The organism is Pseudomonas sp. p106 (assembly GCF_003936645.1).
Lineage (GTDB): Bacteria > Pseudomonadota > Gammaproteobacteria > Pseudomonadales > Pseudomonadaceae > Aquipseudomonas > Aquipseudomonas putida_E.
This window is the reverse complement of the sequence record NZ_RHQR01000014.1, coordinates 137,165-152,551: the sequence shown is the minus strand read 5'-3', so window position 1 is coordinate 152,551 and position 15,387 is coordinate 137,165. Positions and strand designations below refer to the sequence as shown.

Genomic DNA, 15,387 nt, shown 5'->3' with positions numbered 1-15,387 from the left:
CAAACGCCGGCTCGCCGGCGCTTGAGCTACAGCGGCTCATTTGACTGCCCCCAGGTTCGCCTCGCTCAAGTCCAGCTCCCCCAACACTTGCCGCACCACTTCATCGCCAACCAGATGCTGGCGATGCAGGTTATATAACTCCAACCGCTGCGCCCGAAGCGCCCGCAGGCGCAGACGTCGTTCCAGCAAGTCCATCTGCTCCGCCAAGGCCCTCGCCTCGGCCGTGTCGTTGTAACTGTCCAGCTCATCGCGGTATTCGGCCATCAACCTCGCCTTGAGCTCGGTGGCCAGGGTCGCCTGCGCCGCATCCTGAGGTGCGCTGGCATCAACCACGTCCTCGGCCTCCAGGGCATGAATCGCAGCCTCGGCCGTGCGCCGCCAGGCTTCCTGCACCTCCTGATGCAGCCGCTCGTCCGGGCTTCGGGTGACACCTCTCAAGAGAAAGGGCAACGCCACGCAGGCGCTGACCAGCGACAGCAAGATGACGCCGGCAGCGATGAAAATCAGCAGGTCGCGCTCCGGGAAAGCCTGGCCTGCCCCGATCAGCAGCGGTATCGACATCACACCCGCCAGCGTCACCGCACCCCGCACCCCGCCAAGGGTCAGCAACCAGCATGAGCGCGCCGTGGGCATCAGCACCAGTGCCGGCTTGCCGCGCCAGCGACGCACTACCCCGACCGCCCGCCAGATGCTTTGTACCCAGATGAAACGCAGCAGGATCAGCGCCGCAAAGATCGCCAGCACATCCAGGCAACGCCATGCCAGTGTCGGCCAGAGGGTAGGTTCGTGGCTGACCACCGCCTTGATGATGTCCGGCAATTGCAGGCCCAACAGCAGGAAGATCAGGCCATTGAAGGCGAATTCCAGTAGCGACCAGACGCTACGGTTGAGCAGGCGGGTGCTGGTCTGGCGCGGCAGCAGGTCGAGCCAGCTCTGCATCATGCCGGCGGCCACCGCCGAGAGGATGCCCGACACCCCAAGGCGCTCGGCCAGCACATAGGCGGCAAACGGCAGCAAGAGCATGAAAACCACGTGGGTGGCCGGGTCATCCCAGCCACGAGCGATCATCCAGGCCCGCAGCCTGCCAATCAGCCAGCTCAGGGCAACACCAACCGCCAGCCCGCCGATGGCAACCAGAACAAAGCTGAAGCTGGCATCGGCCAGTGAAAATACGCCGGTGATTGCCGCTGCCAGCGCGAACTTGAAGGTCACCAGGCCAGAGGCGTCATTCATCAGCGCCTCCCCCTGAAGCATGCGCATCAGCGGAGTGGGAAGGCGGTCCTGGGTGATGGCCGACACTGCCACGGCGTCGGTAGGCGACAACACGGCCGCCAGGGCAAAGGCCACCGCCAGTGGGATGCTAGGCAGCAGCCAATGGATGAAGTAGCCGGCGCCGACCACCGTGAACAGCACCAGCCCCACGGCAAGTGCCACCACCGGCCCGCGGATGCGCCACAGTTCGCGTTTGGGGATGCGCCAGCCGTCGGCAAACAGCAACGGCGGCAGGAACAGGAAAAGGAACAGCTCAGGATCCAGGGCCACATGCAGCCCCAGGGTCGGCCAGGCCAACAGCGCACCGGCACCGATCTGCACCAGCGGCAACGGCAAGGGGATCACCCGCCCGACCAGTTTCGACACGCTTACCAGCGTCAGCAGGATGAGGACGGTATAGGCTGACTGCATCCGTTAAAGCTTCCTTTGTGAACCGAAGTCAATCCAGGGCGAAAAATCGCCACAGAAGCACTATGTTAGCGGGGTGGGGTAATCATGGGCCGCTGCACGAAAGTCGCAGGAGGCGGATGAATATGTAACATGATGATACTGGAGTTGGGCTGGCAGGGCATGGCGTGAGCCTTAACAGGGCCACTGGGACGCCCCCTCCCCCCGAGTGCGCCCATTTAGCCCCACCCGTGGCGCTCAAAGAGTCGTTCCCGCATAATCGCGCGACTGACATTCGGAAATGGAGAGATTGGGGCAGCCTGTGGCCCCAATGCACACAATGACCTACACGCTCTACGGCATCAAAGCCTGCGACACCATGAAAAAAGCGCGCACCTGGCTCGAAGATCAAGCCATCGCCTACGAATTCCACGACTACAAGACTCAAGGCATCGACCGTGACAGCCTGAACCGCTGGTGCGACGAGCACGGCTGGGAAGTGATCCTCAACCGTGCCGGCACCACGTTCCGCAAGCTCGACGATGCCAGCAAGGCCGACCTCGACCAGGCCAAGGCCGTCGAGCTGATGCTGGCTCAGCCGTCGATGATCAAACGCCCGGTGCTCGACCTTGGCGCACGCACCCTGGTCGGTTTCAAACCTGACCTGTACGCCGCTGCGCTGGCCTGAGTCCATCTACGCATCGCACCCTATTTCGCACGAGGTAATCACATGTCCAATACCCTGTTCAGCCTGGCCTTTGGTGTCGGCTCCCAGAACCGCCAGGGCACCTGGCTGGAAGTGTTCTACGCACAGCCACTGCTCAAGCCGAGCGCCGAGCTGGTCGCCGCCGTCGCGCCGATCCTCGGTTATGAAGGTGGCAACCAGGCCATCACCTTCAGCAATGCCCAGGCCGCGCAACTGGCCGAAGCCGTCAAAGGCATCGATGCCGCCCAGGCTGCCCTGCTGACCCGCCTGGCCGAAAGCCACAAGCCGCTGGTCGCCACCCTGCTGGCCGAAGACGCTGCCCTGGCTTCGACCCCAGAGGCCTACCTCAAGCTGCACCTGCTGTCGCACCGCCTGGTCAAGCCGCACGGCGTGAGCCTGGCAGGCATCTTCCCGCTGCTGCCGAACGTCGCCTGGACCAACCGGGGCGCCGTCGACCTGGCCGAGCTGGCCGAGCTGCAACTGGAAGCGCGCCTCAAAGGCGAGCTGCTGGAAGTGTTCTCGGTGGACAAGTTCCCGAAGATGACCGACTACGTGGTCCCGGCCGGCGTGCGTATCGCCGACACCGCCCGCGTGCGCCTGGGCGCCTACATCGGCGAAGGCACCACCATCATGCACGAAGGCTTCGTCAACTTTAATGCCGGCACCGAAGGCCCGGGCATGATCGAAGGCCGTGTCTCGGCCGGCGTATTCGTTGGCAAGGGCTCGGACCTGGGTGGCGGCTGCTCGACCATGGGCACCCTGTCCGGTGGCGGCAATATCGTCATCAAGGTCGGTGAAGGCTGCCTGATCGGCGCCAACGCCGGCATCGGTATCCCGCTGGGCGACCGCAACACCGTCGAAGCCGGCCTGTACATCACTGCCGGCACCAAGGTCAACCTGCTCGACGAGAACAATGAGCTGGTCAAAGTGGTCAAGGCGCGCGACCTGGCTGGCCAGACCGACCTGCTGTTCCGCCGCAACTCGCTCAACGGCGCCGTAGAGTGCAAGACGCACAAATCGGCGATCGAGCTGAACGAGGCGCTGCACGCCCACAACTGAGAACTCCCGAAGGGTTCGAAGTGTTAAGATCGGGTCTGGCGCACTCACGCCAGACCCGATTTTCATTCCAGGCCCCGTGATCATGTTCCAGCCCTCCCCCTGGCGTGCCGATTTCCCCGCCATCGCCGCCCTGCAACGGCAGCACCAGACCTACCTGGACAGCGCCGCCACCACCCAGAAGCCCCAGGCCCTGCTCGATGCCCTGAGCCACTATTACGGCCACGGCGCAGCCAACGTGCACCGTGCCCAGCACCTGCCCGGCGCGCTGGCGACACAAGCGTTTGAAACCAGCCGCGACAAGGTCGCCGCCTGGCTCAACGCCGCCGAATCGCGGCAGGTCATCTTTACCCACGGCGCCACCTCGGCCCTGAACCTGTTGGCCTATGGCCTGGAACACCGCTTCGAGGCAGGCGACGAAATCGCCGTGAGCGCGCTGGAGCACCACGCCAACCTGCTGCCCTGGCAACAACTGGCGCGGCGGCGCAACCTGCGCCTGGTGGTACTGCCACTGGATGAGCATGGCCGCATCGACCTTGACCAGGCGCTGCAGTTGGTTGGCCCACGTACTCGCGTGCTTGCGGTCAGCCAGTTGTCCAATGTGCTCGGCACCTGGCAGCCGCTGCCAGCGTTACTCGCCCATGCCCGCGCCCAAGGGGCGCTGACTGTGGTCGATGGCGCTCAGGGCGTGGTGCATGGCCGCCACGATGTGCAGCAGCTGGGCTGTGATTTTTATGTATTCTCCAGCCATAAGCTCTATGGCCCGGAAGGCGTCGGCGTACTGTATGGCCGTGCGCAGGCGCTGGAACTGCTGCGCCACTGGCAGTTCGGCGGTGAAATGGTGCAACTGGCTGACTACCAGAGTGCCAGCTTCCGCCCGGCACCGCTGGGCTTCGAGGCAGGCACACCACCGATCGCCGGGGTGATCGGCCTGGGGGCAACGCTCGATTACCTGGCCAGCCTCGATGGCCAGGCCGTCGAGCACCACGAGACCCACCTTCACCATCACCTGCTGCGCGGGCTTGCCGACCGTGAGGGGGTGCGGGTACTGGGCACACCACAGGCTGCCTTGGCCAGCTTTGTCATCGAAGGCGTGCACAATGCCGACATCGCCCACCTGCTGACAGAGCAGGGCATTGCCGTACGTGCCGGCCATCACTGCGCCATGCCACTGCTCAAAGGGCTGGGGCTCGAAGGTGCTATTCGGGTATCGCTGGGCCTGTATAACGACAGCGATGACCTGCAACGCTTCTTCGATGCCCTCGATCAAGGCCTGGAGCTGCTGCGATGAACCTGCCAGTACACGCCCAGGAAGCATTGGAGCGCTTCGGGCACGCCCGCGGCTGGGAGCAGCGTGCACGGCTTCTGATGCAGATGGGTGAGCAACTGGAACCGCTGAGCGATACGCAGAAGTGCGAGCACAACCGCGTTCACGGCTGTGAAAGCCTGGTATGGCTGGTAGCTGAACAGCACGACGGCCAATGGCAGTTCAAGGCAAGCAGTGATGCGCGGTTGTTGCGTGGCCTGCTGGCATTGCTGCTGGTGCGGGTACAAGGGCTCGACAGCCGCGAGCTGGCGGCGCTTGACCTGCGCGAGTGGTTTACCCGGTTGGGGTTGGAGCGGCAATTGTCGCCATCGCGCAGCAATGGCTTGCATGCGGTGCTACTGCGGATGGCCGAGCTGGTTTCAGCCAACTGAACCCAGCACCGACCGCGCGCCTTACTCGGCCTTGACCCGCTCCGACGGCCGCCGGGCGCCAGCCACCAGCTTTTCCACCGCCTTGCTCGCCGCCACCATGCCAAAGGTCGCGGTCACCATCATCACCGCGCCAAAGCCCCCGGCGCAGTCCAGGCGCACCCCCTCACCGACAAAGCTCTTCTGCAGGCACACACTGCCATCGCCCTTGGGGTAGCGCAGTTGTTCGCTGGAGAACACGCATGGCACCCCATAATTGCGGCTGACGTTGCGCGAGAAGTTGTAGTCGCGCCGCAGGGTTGAACGCACCCGCGATGCCAACGGGTCATTGAAGGTTTTGTTGAGGTCGCCGATCTGAATCTGTGTAGGGTCGATCTGCCCACCTGCTCCGCCGGTGGTAACGATCGCGATCTTGCGCCGCCGGCACCAGGCAATGAGCGCCGCCTTGGCCATCACGCTGTCAATGCAGTCGACAACGCAATCGAGTTGCTCGGTGATGTACTCAGCCATGGTGTCGCGGGTGACGAAGTCAGCCACCGCATGCACCGTACAGGCCGGGTTGATCGCCCGCAGGCGCTCGCCCATCACCTCGACCTTGGGGCGCCCCACCTGCCCTTCCAGGGCATGGGCCTGGCGGTTGGTGTTGCTGACACAGACATCATCCAGGTCGAACAAGGTGATCTCACCCACGCCACTGCGCGCCAGCGCCTCGGCCACCCAGGAGCCCACCCCGCCGATACCGACGACCGCCACATGGGCCTGGTTAAGGCGTTGCAGCCCTTCGTCGCCGTACAGCCGGGCAACGCCTGCAAAGCGTGGATCTTCTGTGCTCATGTTCGTACCCCGAGGCTCATACCGCTAAAACGGCGCGCATTATAGGCCAGCAGCGCGGATGACCTCCATCGTTAGGAAAACACCTACTGATCCTGCTTTAATGTCCTACTACTTCGACAGATATGGACGACAATGTCATCTCGCAAATTCGGCTTGAACCTGGTGATTGTCCTGGCCATCGCCGCACTGTTCACCGGGTTCTGGGCGCTGATCAATCGGCCGGTTTCCGCGCCAGCCTGGCCTGAGCAGATATCAGGTTTCTCGTACTCGCCATTCCGTCTGGGGGAAAGCCCGCAAAAAGGCCAATACCCAAGCGACGCCGAGATGCGCCAAGACCTGGAGCAGATGAACAAGCTGACCGACAGCATCCGTATCTACACCGTCGAAGGCACCCAGGCCGATATCCCGCGGCTGGCAGAGGAGCTTGGGCTTCGCGTCACCCTGGGCATCTGGATCAGCCCGGACCTGGAGCGCAACGAGCGTGAGATCGCCACGGCCATCGAACTGGCCAACACCTCGCGCAGCGTGGTTCGCGTGGTGGTCGGCAACGAAGCGCTGTTCCGCGAAGAGGTCACGCCCGAAGCACTGATCCAGTACCTTGACCGGGTGCGAGCCGCAGTCAAGGTGCCGGTAACCACCAGTGAACAGTGGCACATCTGGAAGGAACACCCGGAACTGGCCAAGCACGTCGACCTGATTGCCGCGCACATCCTGCCCTACTGGGAGTTCGTGCCCATGAAGGATTCCGTGGAGTTCGTCCTCGATCGGGCCCGTGAGCTGAAACAGCAGTTCCCGCGCAAGCCATTGCTGCTCTCGGAAGTCGGCTGGCCGAGCAACGGCCGCATGCGCGGCGGCGCCGACGCCACCCAGGCCGACCAGGCCATCTACCTGCGCACGCTGGTCAACACCCTCAACCGCCGTGGCTACAACTATTTCGTCATCGAAGCCTACGACCAACCCTGGAAAGCCAGTGACGAGGGCTCGGTAGGCGCCTACTGGGGCGTATTCAATGCCGAACGCCAGCAGAAATTCAATTTTGAAGGGCCGGTGGTGGCGATACCGCAATGGCGTGCGCTGGCGGTCGCCTCGGTGGTATTGGCAATGCTCGCCCTCACCGTACTGCTGATCGACGGCTCAGCCTTGCGCCAACGCGGCCGGACGTTCCTCACCTTCATTACCTTCCTCTGTGGGTCAGTGCTGGTGTGGATCGGTTACGACTACAGCCAGCAGTACAGCACCTGGTTCAGCCTGACTGTCGGCGTACTGCTGGCACTGGGCGCACTCGGCGTGTTCATCGTGCTATTGACCGAAGCGCACGAGTTGGCCGAGGCGGTGTGGATTCACAAACGCCGCCGGGAGTTTCTGCCGGTGCAGGGCGACAGTGCCTACCGGCCCAAGGTCTCGGTGCATGTACCCTGCTACAACGAACCGCCAGAGATGGTCAAACAGACCCTCGACGCCCTGGCCGCGCTGGACTACCCGGACTACGAAGTGCTGGTGATCGATAACAACACCAAGGACCCAGCCGTGTGGGAGCCGCTCAAGGCCCACTGCGAAAAGCTCGGCGAGCGCTTCAAGTTCTTCCACGTCGCGCCATTGGCCGGGTTCAAGGGCGGCGCGCTGAACTACCTGCTGCCGCACACCGCCAAGGATGCCGAAGTGATCGCAGTGATCGACTCGGACTACTGCGTGGACCGCAACTGGCTCAAGCACATGGTGCCGCACTTCGCCGACCCGAAGATCGCCGTGGTGCAATCGCCGCAGGACTACCGCGACCAGCACGAGAGCGCCTTCAAGAAGCTCTGCTACAGCGAGTACAAAGGCTTCTTCCACATCGGCATGGTCACCCGCAACGACCGTGACGCGATCATTCAGCACGGCACCATGACCATGACCCGGCGCAGCGTGCTAGTAGAACTGGGCTGGGCCGAATGGTGCATCTGCGAAGACGCCGAACTGGGCTTGCGGGTGTTCGAAAAAGGCCTGTCGGCCGCCTACGCCCACAACAGCTATGGCAAGGGCCTGATGCCCGACACCTTCATCGACTTCAAGAAGCAGCGTTTCCGCTGGGCCTATGGCGCCATCCAGATCATCAAGCACCACGCCGCCGCCCTGCTGCGCGGCAAGGGCAGCGAGCTGACCCGTGGCCAGCGCTATCATTTCCTGGCTGGCTGGCTGCCATGGGTCGCCGATGGCATGAACATCTTTTTCACTGTCGGCGCCCTGCTCTGGTCGGCGGCGATGATCATCGTGCCGCATCGGGTCGATCCACCCCTGATGATCTTCGCCATCCCGCCCCTGGCGCTGTTCTTCTTCAAGGTAGCCAAGATCATCTTCCTTTATCGCCGAGCGGTCGGGGTCAACCTCAAGGACGCATTCGCAGCGGCGCTGGCCGGGCTTGCGCTGTCGCACACCATCGCCAAGGCGGTGCTGTACGGGTTCTTCACCAGCAGCATGCCGTTCTTCCGCACGCCGAAAAATGCCGATAGCCATGGATTGCTGGTAGCGATTGCCGAAGCGCGCGAAGAACTGTTCATCATGTTGCTGCTGTGGGGGGCGGCAGCCGGGATCTACCTGGTGCAAGGGTTGCCGAGCTCGGACATGCGGTTCTGGGTCGCGATGCTGCTGGTGCAGTCACTGCCATACCTGGCGGCGCTGGTCATGGCACTGTTGTCGTCGTTGCCCAAGCCCGAACACAAGATGGCCGAGCCTCAGGAGGCTTGAGGATGCCGGGGCCGCGCAGCGGCCCAATGCCCCGTGCCGACAACCCTTGTTTGATATAAGATAACGCCCCTCGTTTTTCCGCCTTGCCTTGCCCCGGAGTTCCCCATGACGGCCCCAGCCGAGCTCTCGCCTACCCTTCAACTGGCCTGCGACCTGATCCGTCGCCCCTCGGTCACCCCTGTCGACGCCGACTGCCAGGCGCAGATGATGAAGCGCCTGGGCGCCGTGGGCTTTCAGCTCGAACCGATGCGCATCGAGGACGTCGACAACTTCTGGGCCACCCATGGTAACCAGGACGGTCCGGTGCTGTGCTTCGCCGGCCACACCGATGTGGTCCCCACCGGCCCGGTGCAGCAGTGGCAGCATGAGCCGTTCGAGGCACTGATCGATGCCGACGGCATGCTCTGCGGTCGCGGCGCCGCCGACATGAAGGGCAGCCTGGCCTCCATGGTGGTCGCCAGTGAGCGTTTCGTGCAGGACTACCCGAACCACCGCGGCAGGGTCGCCTTCCTGATCACCAGCGATGAAGAAGGCCCGGCCCATCACGGCACCAAGGCTGTGGTCGAGCGCCTGGTCGCGCGCAACGAGCGCCTGGACTGGTGCATCGTCGGCGAGCCGTCGAGCACTACCCTGCTCGGTGACGTGGTCAAGAACGGCCGCCGTGGCTCGCTCGGCGCCAAACTGACCGTGCGCGGCAAACAAGGCCACGTGGCCTACCCGCACCTGGCGCGCAACCCGATCCACCTGGCCGCGCCGGCGCTGGCAGAGCTGGCCGCCGAACACTGGGATGAAGGCAACGCGTTCTTCCCACCGACCAGCTTCCAGATTTCCAACCTCAACTCCGGTACCGGCGCCACCAATGTGGTACCTGGCGATCTGACCGCAGTGTTCAATTTCCGCTTCTCCACCGAGTCGACGGTCGAAGGCCTGCAAGCGCGAGTATCGGCAATCCTCGACAAGCATGAACTGGACTGGTCGATCGACTGGGCGCTTTCGGGCCTGCCATTCCTGACCGAACCCGGTGAACTGCTCGATGCCGTGTCGGCCAGCATCAAGGGCGTCACCGGCCGTGATACCCAGCCGTCCACCAGCGGTGGTACGTCCGATGGCCGGTTCATCGCCACCATGGGCACCCAGGTCGTTGAACTGGGCCCGGTCAATGCAACGATCCACCAGGTCGACGAGCGCATCCTGGCCAGCGACCTCGACCTGCTGACCGAGATCTACTACCAGACCCTGGTGCGGTTGCTCGCCTGATGCTCGCCTGCCCTATTTGCCATGCGGCCCTGACGCGGCTCGACAACGGCGTGGTGTGCCCGGCCGGCCACCGCTTCGACCGTGCCCGCCAGGGTTACCTGAACCTGCTGCCTGTGCAGCACAAGAACAGCCGTGACCCTGGCGACAACCAGGCCATGGTCGAAGCACGCCGGGATTTCCTCGATGCCGGCCATTACGCGCCCGTGGCCCGCCGCCTGGCCGAGCTGGCCACTGAGCGCCAGCCCGGCGCCTGGCTCGACATCGGCTGCGGCGAAGGCTACTACACCGCGCAGCTCGCCCAGGCCCTGCCACAGGCTGACGGCTACGCCCTGGACATCTCGCGCGAAGCCGTCAAACGCGCCTGCCGCCGCGAGCCTTCGGTCACCTGGATGGTCGCCAGCATGGCCCGCGTACCCTTGGCCGATGCCAGTTGCCAGTTCATCGCCAGCGTCTTCAGCCCGCTGGACTGGGCCGAGGCCCAGCGCCTGCTGAGCCCGGGTGGCGGCCTGATGCGGGTGGGCCCGACCAGCGGCCACCTGATGGAGTTGCGCGAAGTGCTCTACGATGAAGTTCGCCCTTATGCCGACAACAAACACCTGGCCCTGGTACCGCAGGGCATGGCCCATGCCCACAGCGAAACCCTGGAGTTCCGGCTGAGCCTGGCTGCACCCAAAGCCCGCGCCGACCTGCTGGCCATGACCCCGCACGGCTGGCGCGCCAGTGCCGAGAAACGCGCGCGGGTGATCGACCAGGCCGAGCCCTTCGACGTCACGGTTTCCATGCGTTATGACTATTTCGTGCGCCAAGACTGAGCACACCCGGAGCCCTTATGCGCCAACCTGATATCGAGATCTACCTGAAGGACGCTGACGTCGACCACAAGCAGATTGCCCAATGGCTCGGCGAAGCGATCGGCCCCTGCAGCGAATGGCAGCAGAAAGGCCAGACCTTCAAATGCAAGGCCGGTAACATTCCGGTCACCTGGTTACCCAAGGCTGTAGGGAAATGGAACAGCCTTTACCTGGAAAGCGACCAGACCCCATGGGACGATGACGTCGCCTGCGCCCGCGCCGCATTCACCGCACTGGGCGTGGAAGTGCGCTGCGCGCCGGGTGGCTGGGTCGAGGAAGATGGCGAGGAAGATGCCGATCGCTGGATCCGCATCAGCGCTGACGGTGAAGAGGAAATCACCTGGCGTACCTCGTGAGCTGCAAGCTTTAAGCGGCAAGCTGCAAGAGGGTTCGCATCAGGCTGCAAGTTACACGGTCAACTTGCAGCTTGAGGCTTGAGGCTTGAGGTTTGGGACTTAGAGCCCTACCACGTCCTCGGCTTGCAGGCCTTTCTGGCCCTGCACGCAGGAGTACTCGACCCGCTGCCCTTCGACCAGGGTACGATGCCCCTCACCGCGGATCGCCCGATAATGGACGAACACATCCGCACCACCTTCGCGCTGAATGAAGCCAAAGCCCTTGGCATCGTTGAACCACTTTACATTCCCAGTCTCACGAGACGACATCTGAACTACTCCGGATTTTTATTGTGAAGATCGCCTTGTAGACACAGGGTTTCCTCCCCGTGCCGACGCCGCTTGCCGAAATATCCTGCAAGTGGCAGGCCGAGTATATGACACAGAACAAATAATTTTCATGACCGCCACGCCCTTTGCAGGATTTTGCTGAACTTACGCCGATACGGCAGACTAACTGATTGCACACTTACTAAAAATCACACCCAGGGCACACACCCCATGACCCGTTCTCCCCTGCGCCGCCTGATCTTCGGCGCTCTGCGTCGCCTGTTGTACCTGTGGGTGCGCTCCGAGACCATCAATCAGTCCGCCATGAGCCTGCAACTCGACCGCAGCCGCCCGGTGTTCTATGCCCTGCCCTCGCCATCGCTCACCGACCTGGCCGTACTCGACCACGAGTGCACCAAGGCGGGGCTGCCGCGCCCGGTACTGCCGGTAGCTGTGGGCACACTGCACGAGCCGGCCGGCTTCTTCTACCTCACCCCCGACCCGGACTGGCTCGGCCGCCAAGACAAGCGCGGCGCGCCTCCTGCCCTTGAGCGTGTGATTGCAGCAGTCAGCAAGCATGCCGAGGAAGATGCACAGATCATCCCGGTCAGTGTGTTCTGGGGCCAGACGCCTGCAAGCGAATCGAGCCCGTGGAAATTGCTGTTCGCCGACAGCTGGGCGGTAACCGGGCGCCTGCGCCGGCTACTGACCATCCTGATACTGGGGCGCAAGACCCGCGTGCAGTTCTCGGCGCCGATCCAGGTGCGTGACCTGGTGCAGCACAACAAAGGCCATGAGCGCACCGTGCGCATGGCCCAACGCCTGATGCGCGTACACTTTCGCAACCTCAAGACTGCAGTGATCGGCCCGGACATCTCGCACCGGCGCAATCTGGTGAAAGGCCTGGTGCACGCACCACTGGTTCGCCAGGCCATCGGCGAACAAGCCCAACGGGAAAACATTCCCGTGGCCAAGGCTGAAGCACAGGCCCTGCGCTACGGCAACGAGATCGCCTCGGACTACACCTACACCGCGATCCGCTTCCTGGAAGTGGTACTCAGCTGGTTCTGGAACAAGATCTACGACGGTATCAAGGTCAACCACATCGAGCAGGTGCAAGGCATCGCGCCGGGCCACGAAGTTATCTACGTACCGTGCCATCGCAGCCACATCGACTACCTGCTGCTGTCGTACCTATTGTTCCGCAACGGCCTGACGCCACCGCACATTGCCGCCGGCATCAACCTCAACATGCCAGTGATCGGCGGCCTGCTGCGCCGCGGCGGCGCTTTCTTCATGCGCCGCACGTTCAAGGGCAACCCGCTGTACACCGCAGTGTTCAACGAATACCTGCACACCCTGTTCACCAAGGGGTTCCCGGTCGAGTACTTCGTCGAGGGCGGGCGCTCGCGCACCGGGCGCATGCTGCAACCGCGCACGGGGATGCTGGCGATCACCCTGCGCAGCTTCCTGCGCTCATCGCGCACACCGATCGTCTTCGTGCCGGTGTACATCGGCTACGAACGGGTACTGGAAGGCCGCACCTACCTGGGTGAACTGCGTGGCGCCAGCAAGAAGAAAGAGTCGATCTTCGACATATTCAAGGTCATCGGCGCGCTGAAGCAACGCTTCGGCCAGGTCTACGTCAACTTCGGCGAACCGATCCGCCTGGCAGGCTTTCTCGACCAACAGCAACCCGGCTGGCGCGAACAGGCACTTGGCCCGCAGTTCCGTCCGGCCTGGCTGAACGAGACCACCACCCGTCTGGGTGAAACCGTAGCCCGTCACCTCAACGAAGCCGCAGCGGTCAACCCGGTCAACCTGGTAGCCCTGGCACTGCTCTCCACCAGCCGCCTGGCCCTGGACGAAAGTGCCCTGACCCGGGTACTGGACCTGTACCTGGCCCTTTTGCGCAAAGTCCCCTATTCGCAGCACACCACCCTGCCCGAAGGTGACGGCCAGGCGCTGATCGAACATGTCAGGGGCATGAACCTGCTGGCGGAACAGAAAGACGCCCTTGGCCGCATCCTCTACCTGGATGAAGCCAATGCAGTGCTGATGACCTATTACCGCAACAACGTCCTGCACATCTTTGCCTTGCCGGCGTTACTGGCGAGCTTCTTCCACAGCAGCTCACGGATGAGCCGTGACCTGCTCGGGCAGTATGTACACGCGTTGTACCCGTACCTGCAGGCCGAACTGTTCCTGCGCTGGGCACCCGAGCAACTGGACGAGGTGATCGATCAGTGGCTGGCGGCACTGGTCGAACAGGGCCTGCTGCGCCGCGAAAACGATGTGTACGTGCGCCCGGCCCCCAGTTCGCGCCAGTTCGTTTTGCTGACGCTGCTGGCCCGCACCATCACCCAGACCCTGCAGCGCTTCTACATGGCCACCTCGCTGTTGCTCAACAGCGGCCAGAACACCCTCAGCGCCGAAGCACTGGAAGACCTCTGCGTGATGATGGCCCAGCGCCTGTCGATACTGCATGGCCTGAACGCCCCCGAGTTCTTTGACAAGACGCTGTTCCGCCACTTCATCCAGACCTTGGTCGAGCAAGGTGTGCTGCGCCCGGATGGCAACGGCAAACTGGGCTACCACGACAAACTTGGCGAACTCGCCGAAGGGGTGGCCAAGCGTGTGTTGTCGGCAGAGCTGCGCCTTTCGATCCGGCAGGTGGCGCTGCACCGTGAACATGCGCTGGAAGCATCGATCCTCTAAGGCATCATCAACCGGAAAAATCCGTTAAAGTCCTTGGGCTTGGCCACAAGCCAGCCCAAGGACAACGGAGAATCCATGAAAAAGCTCGTTATGCTGTGTTGCGCATCCCTGCTCGCAGCCTGTTCCAGCCACACCCCATCGCCACAGGCCAGCCTGGACGGTGAAGTCTTCTACCTGCAGCGCATTGCCCTGCCGCCCAGCGCCACCTTGAGTGTCGAACTGCAAGACGTGTCGCTGATGGACGCCCCTGCGGTGACCCTGGCCCGCCAAGCTGGCCCGGTCAAAGGCAACGTGCCACTGCCGTTCCACCTCACGTATGACCCAGCCCAGGTCAAGCCTGGCCACCGCTACGCGGTGAGCGCCCGCATCGAGCTGAACGGCAAGCTGCTGTTCATCAACACCGAGCATCATGGGGTCAAACTCGACGGCAGCGATGAGCAGCCAGTACGGATCAAAGTCGATCCGGTGCGCTGATCCCCGCCTACTTCTGTTCAAAAGGAAAGCTTCATGATTCGCTCCTCCCTGCGCTTGACCACCCTGTGCGCCGGCCTGCTGCTGTCGGCCAGCGCGCTGGCCCTGTCACTTGGCGACCTGAGCCAGAAAGACGCCACCGGCGGCCTGAAGGATGCCCTGACCCAAGGGGCGCAGCTCGCCGTCAAGCAACTGAGCACCCCAGGCGGGTTCAGCAATAACCCCGACGTACGCATCGAGTTGCCAGGCAACCTCGGCAAAGCCGCCAAAGCCATGAAGATGTTTGGCAAAGGTGATGAGGTTACCGCCCTGGAAGACAGCATGAACAAGGCCGCTGAAGCGGCGGTGCCGCAGGCCCAGGCGATCCTGGTGGACGCGGTGAAGAACATGAGTGTGACCGACGCCAAGGGCATTCTCAGCGGCGGTGACGACTCGGCCACCCAGTACCTGAACAAGAGCAGCCGGGAGCAGATCCGCGCCAAGTTCCTGCCCATCGTCAAGGCGGCGACCGACAAGGTTGGCGTGGTTCAACAATACAACAGCTTTGCCGGCCAGGCGTCAGCCCTGGGCCTGGGCGATGCCAAGAGTGCCAACGTCGAGAGCTATGTGACCGAAAAAGCCCTCGACGGCCTGTTTGAAATGATCGCCAAACAAGAACAGAGCATTCGTCAGAACCCTGCACAGGCGGCTACCAGCCTGGCCAAGAAGGTATTTGGCGCCCTGTGACCCGCGAAGGGAGGGCGACGCCCTC

General features: G+C 63.2%; 14 protein-coding genes. 11 read left to right on the top strand and 3 right to left on the bottom strand.

What is annotated here, in order from left to right; all coding sequences use genetic code 11:
• Positions 1-36: 36 nt before the first annotated feature.
• Positions 37-1,683, bottom strand: coding sequence for a Na+/H+ antiporter (locus EGJ09_RS18010; RefSeq protein WP_115274034.1), 1,647 nt, complete (start codon positions 1,681-1,683; stop codon positions 37-39).
• A gap of 316 nt (positions 1,684-1,999) precedes the next feature.
• On the opposite strand from EGJ09_RS18010, the gene EGJ09_RS18005 reads away from it, so the two are divergent.
• From EGJ09_RS18005 to EGJ09_RS17990, 4 genes are all read left to right on the top strand, one after another.
• On the top strand, positions 2,000-2,347 hold the full coding sequence (locus tag EGJ09_RS18005; RefSeq protein WP_075043977.1) for an ArsC family reductase: 348 nt from the start codon (positions 2,000-2,002) through the stop codon (positions 2,345-2,347).
• Between the two features lie 42 nt (positions 2,348-2,389).
• Positions 2,390-3,424, top strand: a complete 1,035-nt coding sequence (dapD, locus tag EGJ09_RS18000; protein ID WP_046784321.1) for a 2,3,4,5-tetrahydropyridine-2,6-dicarboxylate N-succinyltransferase — start codon at positions 2,390-2,392, stop codon at positions 3,422-3,424.
• 82 nt (positions 3,425-3,506) lie between these two features.
• Positions 3,507-4,712 (top strand): cysteine desulfurase, encoded by a 1,206-nt coding sequence (locus EGJ09_RS17995; protein ID WP_125924499.1) that lies wholly within the window; start codon positions 3,507-3,509, stop codon positions 4,710-4,712.
• Positions 4,709-5,119 (top strand): SufE family protein, encoded by a 411-nt coding sequence (locus tag EGJ09_RS17990; RefSeq protein WP_119687672.1) that lies wholly within the window; start codon positions 4,709-4,711, stop codon positions 5,117-5,119. Before EGJ09_RS17995 ends, EGJ09_RS17990 begins: the two co-directional genes overlap by 4 nt.
• Positions 5,120-5,140: 21 nt before the next feature.
• Here EGJ09_RS17990 and tcdA read toward each other — a convergent pair whose 3' ends face one another.
• Positions 5,141-5,950 carry a tRNA cyclic N6-threonylcarbamoyladenosine(37) synthase TcdA gene (tcdA, locus tag EGJ09_RS17985; RefSeq protein WP_046784324.1) on the bottom strand — a complete coding sequence of 270 codons (810 nt, stop codon included), beginning with the start codon at positions 5,948-5,950 and terminating at the stop codon, positions 5,141-5,143.
• Positions 5,951-6,082: 132 nt separating this feature from the next.
• Here tcdA and EGJ09_RS17980 point away from each other — a divergent pair, with 132 nt between their 5' ends.
• From EGJ09_RS17980 to EGJ09_RS17965, 4 genes are all read left to right on the top strand, one after another.
• A complete protein-coding gene (locus EGJ09_RS17980; protein ID WP_125924498.1) occupies positions 6,083-8,674 on the top strand; it encodes a glycosyltransferase in 2,592 nt (863 codons plus the stop codon).
• Between the two features lie 105 nt (positions 8,675-8,779).
• A complete protein-coding gene (gene dapE, locus EGJ09_RS17975) occupies positions 8,780-9,931 on the top strand; it encodes a succinyl-diaminopimelate desuccinylase (RefSeq protein ID WP_115274031.1) in 1,152 nt (383 codons plus the stop codon).
• Entirely contained in the window at positions 9,931-10,743 is an 813-nt protein-coding gene (locus EGJ09_RS17970; RefSeq protein ID WP_125924497.1) for a putative RNA methyltransferase, read from the top strand. Before dapE ends, EGJ09_RS17970 begins: the two co-directional genes overlap by 1 nt.
• A 17-nt stretch (positions 10,744-10,760) precedes the next feature.
• Positions 10,761-11,138, top strand: coding sequence for a hypothetical protein (locus tag EGJ09_RS17965; RefSeq protein ID WP_012315913.1), 378 nt, complete (start codon positions 10,761-10,763; stop codon positions 11,136-11,138).
• 99 nt (positions 11,139-11,237) lie between these two features.
• Here the strand turns inward: EGJ09_RS17965 and EGJ09_RS17960 are convergent, their stop codons facing one another.
• Positions 11,238-11,447, bottom strand: a complete 210-nt coding sequence (locus EGJ09_RS17960; protein WP_012315914.1) for a cold-shock protein — start codon at positions 11,445-11,447, stop codon at positions 11,238-11,240.
• Positions 11,448-11,678: 231 nt separating this feature from the next.
• On the opposite strand from EGJ09_RS17960, the gene plsB reads away from it, so the two are divergent.
• From plsB to EGJ09_RS17945, 3 genes are all read left to right on the top strand, one after another.
• Positions 11,679-14,165 (top strand): glycerol-3-phosphate 1-O-acyltransferase PlsB, encoded by a 2,487-nt coding sequence (gene plsB / locus EGJ09_RS17955; protein WP_125924496.1) that lies wholly within the window; start codon positions 11,679-11,681, stop codon positions 14,163-14,165.
• A gap of 75 nt (positions 14,166-14,240) precedes the next feature.
• Complete coding sequence (locus tag EGJ09_RS17950) at positions 14,241-14,639, top strand: YbaY family lipoprotein (protein WP_046784329.1); 399 nt, start codon at positions 14,241-14,243, stop codon at positions 14,637-14,639.
• A gap of 33 nt (positions 14,640-14,672) precedes the next feature.
• Entirely contained in the window at positions 14,673-15,362 is a 690-nt protein-coding gene (locus EGJ09_RS17945; protein ID WP_046784330.1) for a DUF4197 domain-containing protein, read from the top strand.
• The last annotated feature ends 25 nt before the right edge of the window (positions 15,363-15,387 follow it).

Excerpts from the sequence above, each read along its gene's own strand:
- EGJ09_RS17970 (WP_125924497.1), top strand. The coding sequence starts at position 9,931 with ATGCTCGCCTGCCCTATTTGCCATGCGGCCCTGACGCGGCTCGACAAC.
- EGJ09_RS17965 (WP_012315913.1), top strand. The coding sequence starts at position 10,761 with ATGCGCCAACCTGATATCGAGATCTACCTGAAGGACGCTGACGTCGAC.
- EGJ09_RS17995 (WP_125924499.1), top strand. The coding sequence starts at position 3,507 with ATGTTCCAGCCCTCCCCCTGGCGTGCCGATTTCCCCGCCATCGCCGCC.
- EGJ09_RS18010 (WP_115274034.1), bottom strand. The coding sequence starts at position 1,683 with ATGCAGTCAGCCTATACCGTCCTCATCCTGCTGACGCTGGTAAGCGTG.
- EGJ09_RS17945 (WP_046784330.1), top strand. The coding sequence starts at position 14,673 with ATGATTCGCTCCTCCCTGCGCTTGACCACCCTGTGCGCCGGCCTGCTG.
- EGJ09_RS17950 (WP_046784329.1), top strand. The coding sequence starts at position 14,241 with ATGAAAAAGCTCGTTATGCTGTGTTGCGCATCCCTGCTCGCAGCCTGT.
- tcdA (WP_046784324.1), bottom strand. The coding sequence starts at position 5,950 with ATGAGCACAGAAGATCCACGCTTTGCAGGCGTTGCCCGGCTGTACGGC.
- EGJ09_RS17990 (WP_119687672.1), top strand. The coding sequence starts at position 4,709 with ATGAACCTGCCAGTACACGCCCAGGAAGCATTGGAGCGCTTCGGGCAC.
- plsB (WP_125924496.1), top strand. The coding sequence starts at position 11,679 with ATGACCCGTTCTCCCCTGCGCCGCCTGATCTTCGGCGCTCTGCGTCGC.
- EGJ09_RS17980 (WP_125924498.1), top strand. The coding sequence starts at position 6,083 with ATGTCATCTCGCAAATTCGGCTTGAACCTGGTGATTGTCCTGGCCATC.
- EGJ09_RS17960 (WP_012315914.1), bottom strand. The coding sequence starts at position 11,447 with ATGTCGTCTCGTGAGACTGGGAATGTAAAGTGGTTCAACGATGCCAAG.
- EGJ09_RS18005 (WP_075043977.1), top strand. The coding sequence starts at position 2,000 with ATGACCTACACGCTCTACGGCATCAAAGCCTGCGACACCATGAAAAAA.
- dapE (WP_115274031.1), top strand. The coding sequence starts at position 8,780 with ATGACGGCCCCAGCCGAGCTCTCGCCTACCCTTCAACTGGCCTGCGAC.
- dapD (WP_046784321.1), top strand. The coding sequence starts at position 2,390 with ATGTCCAATACCCTGTTCAGCCTGGCCTTTGGTGTCGGCTCCCAGAAC.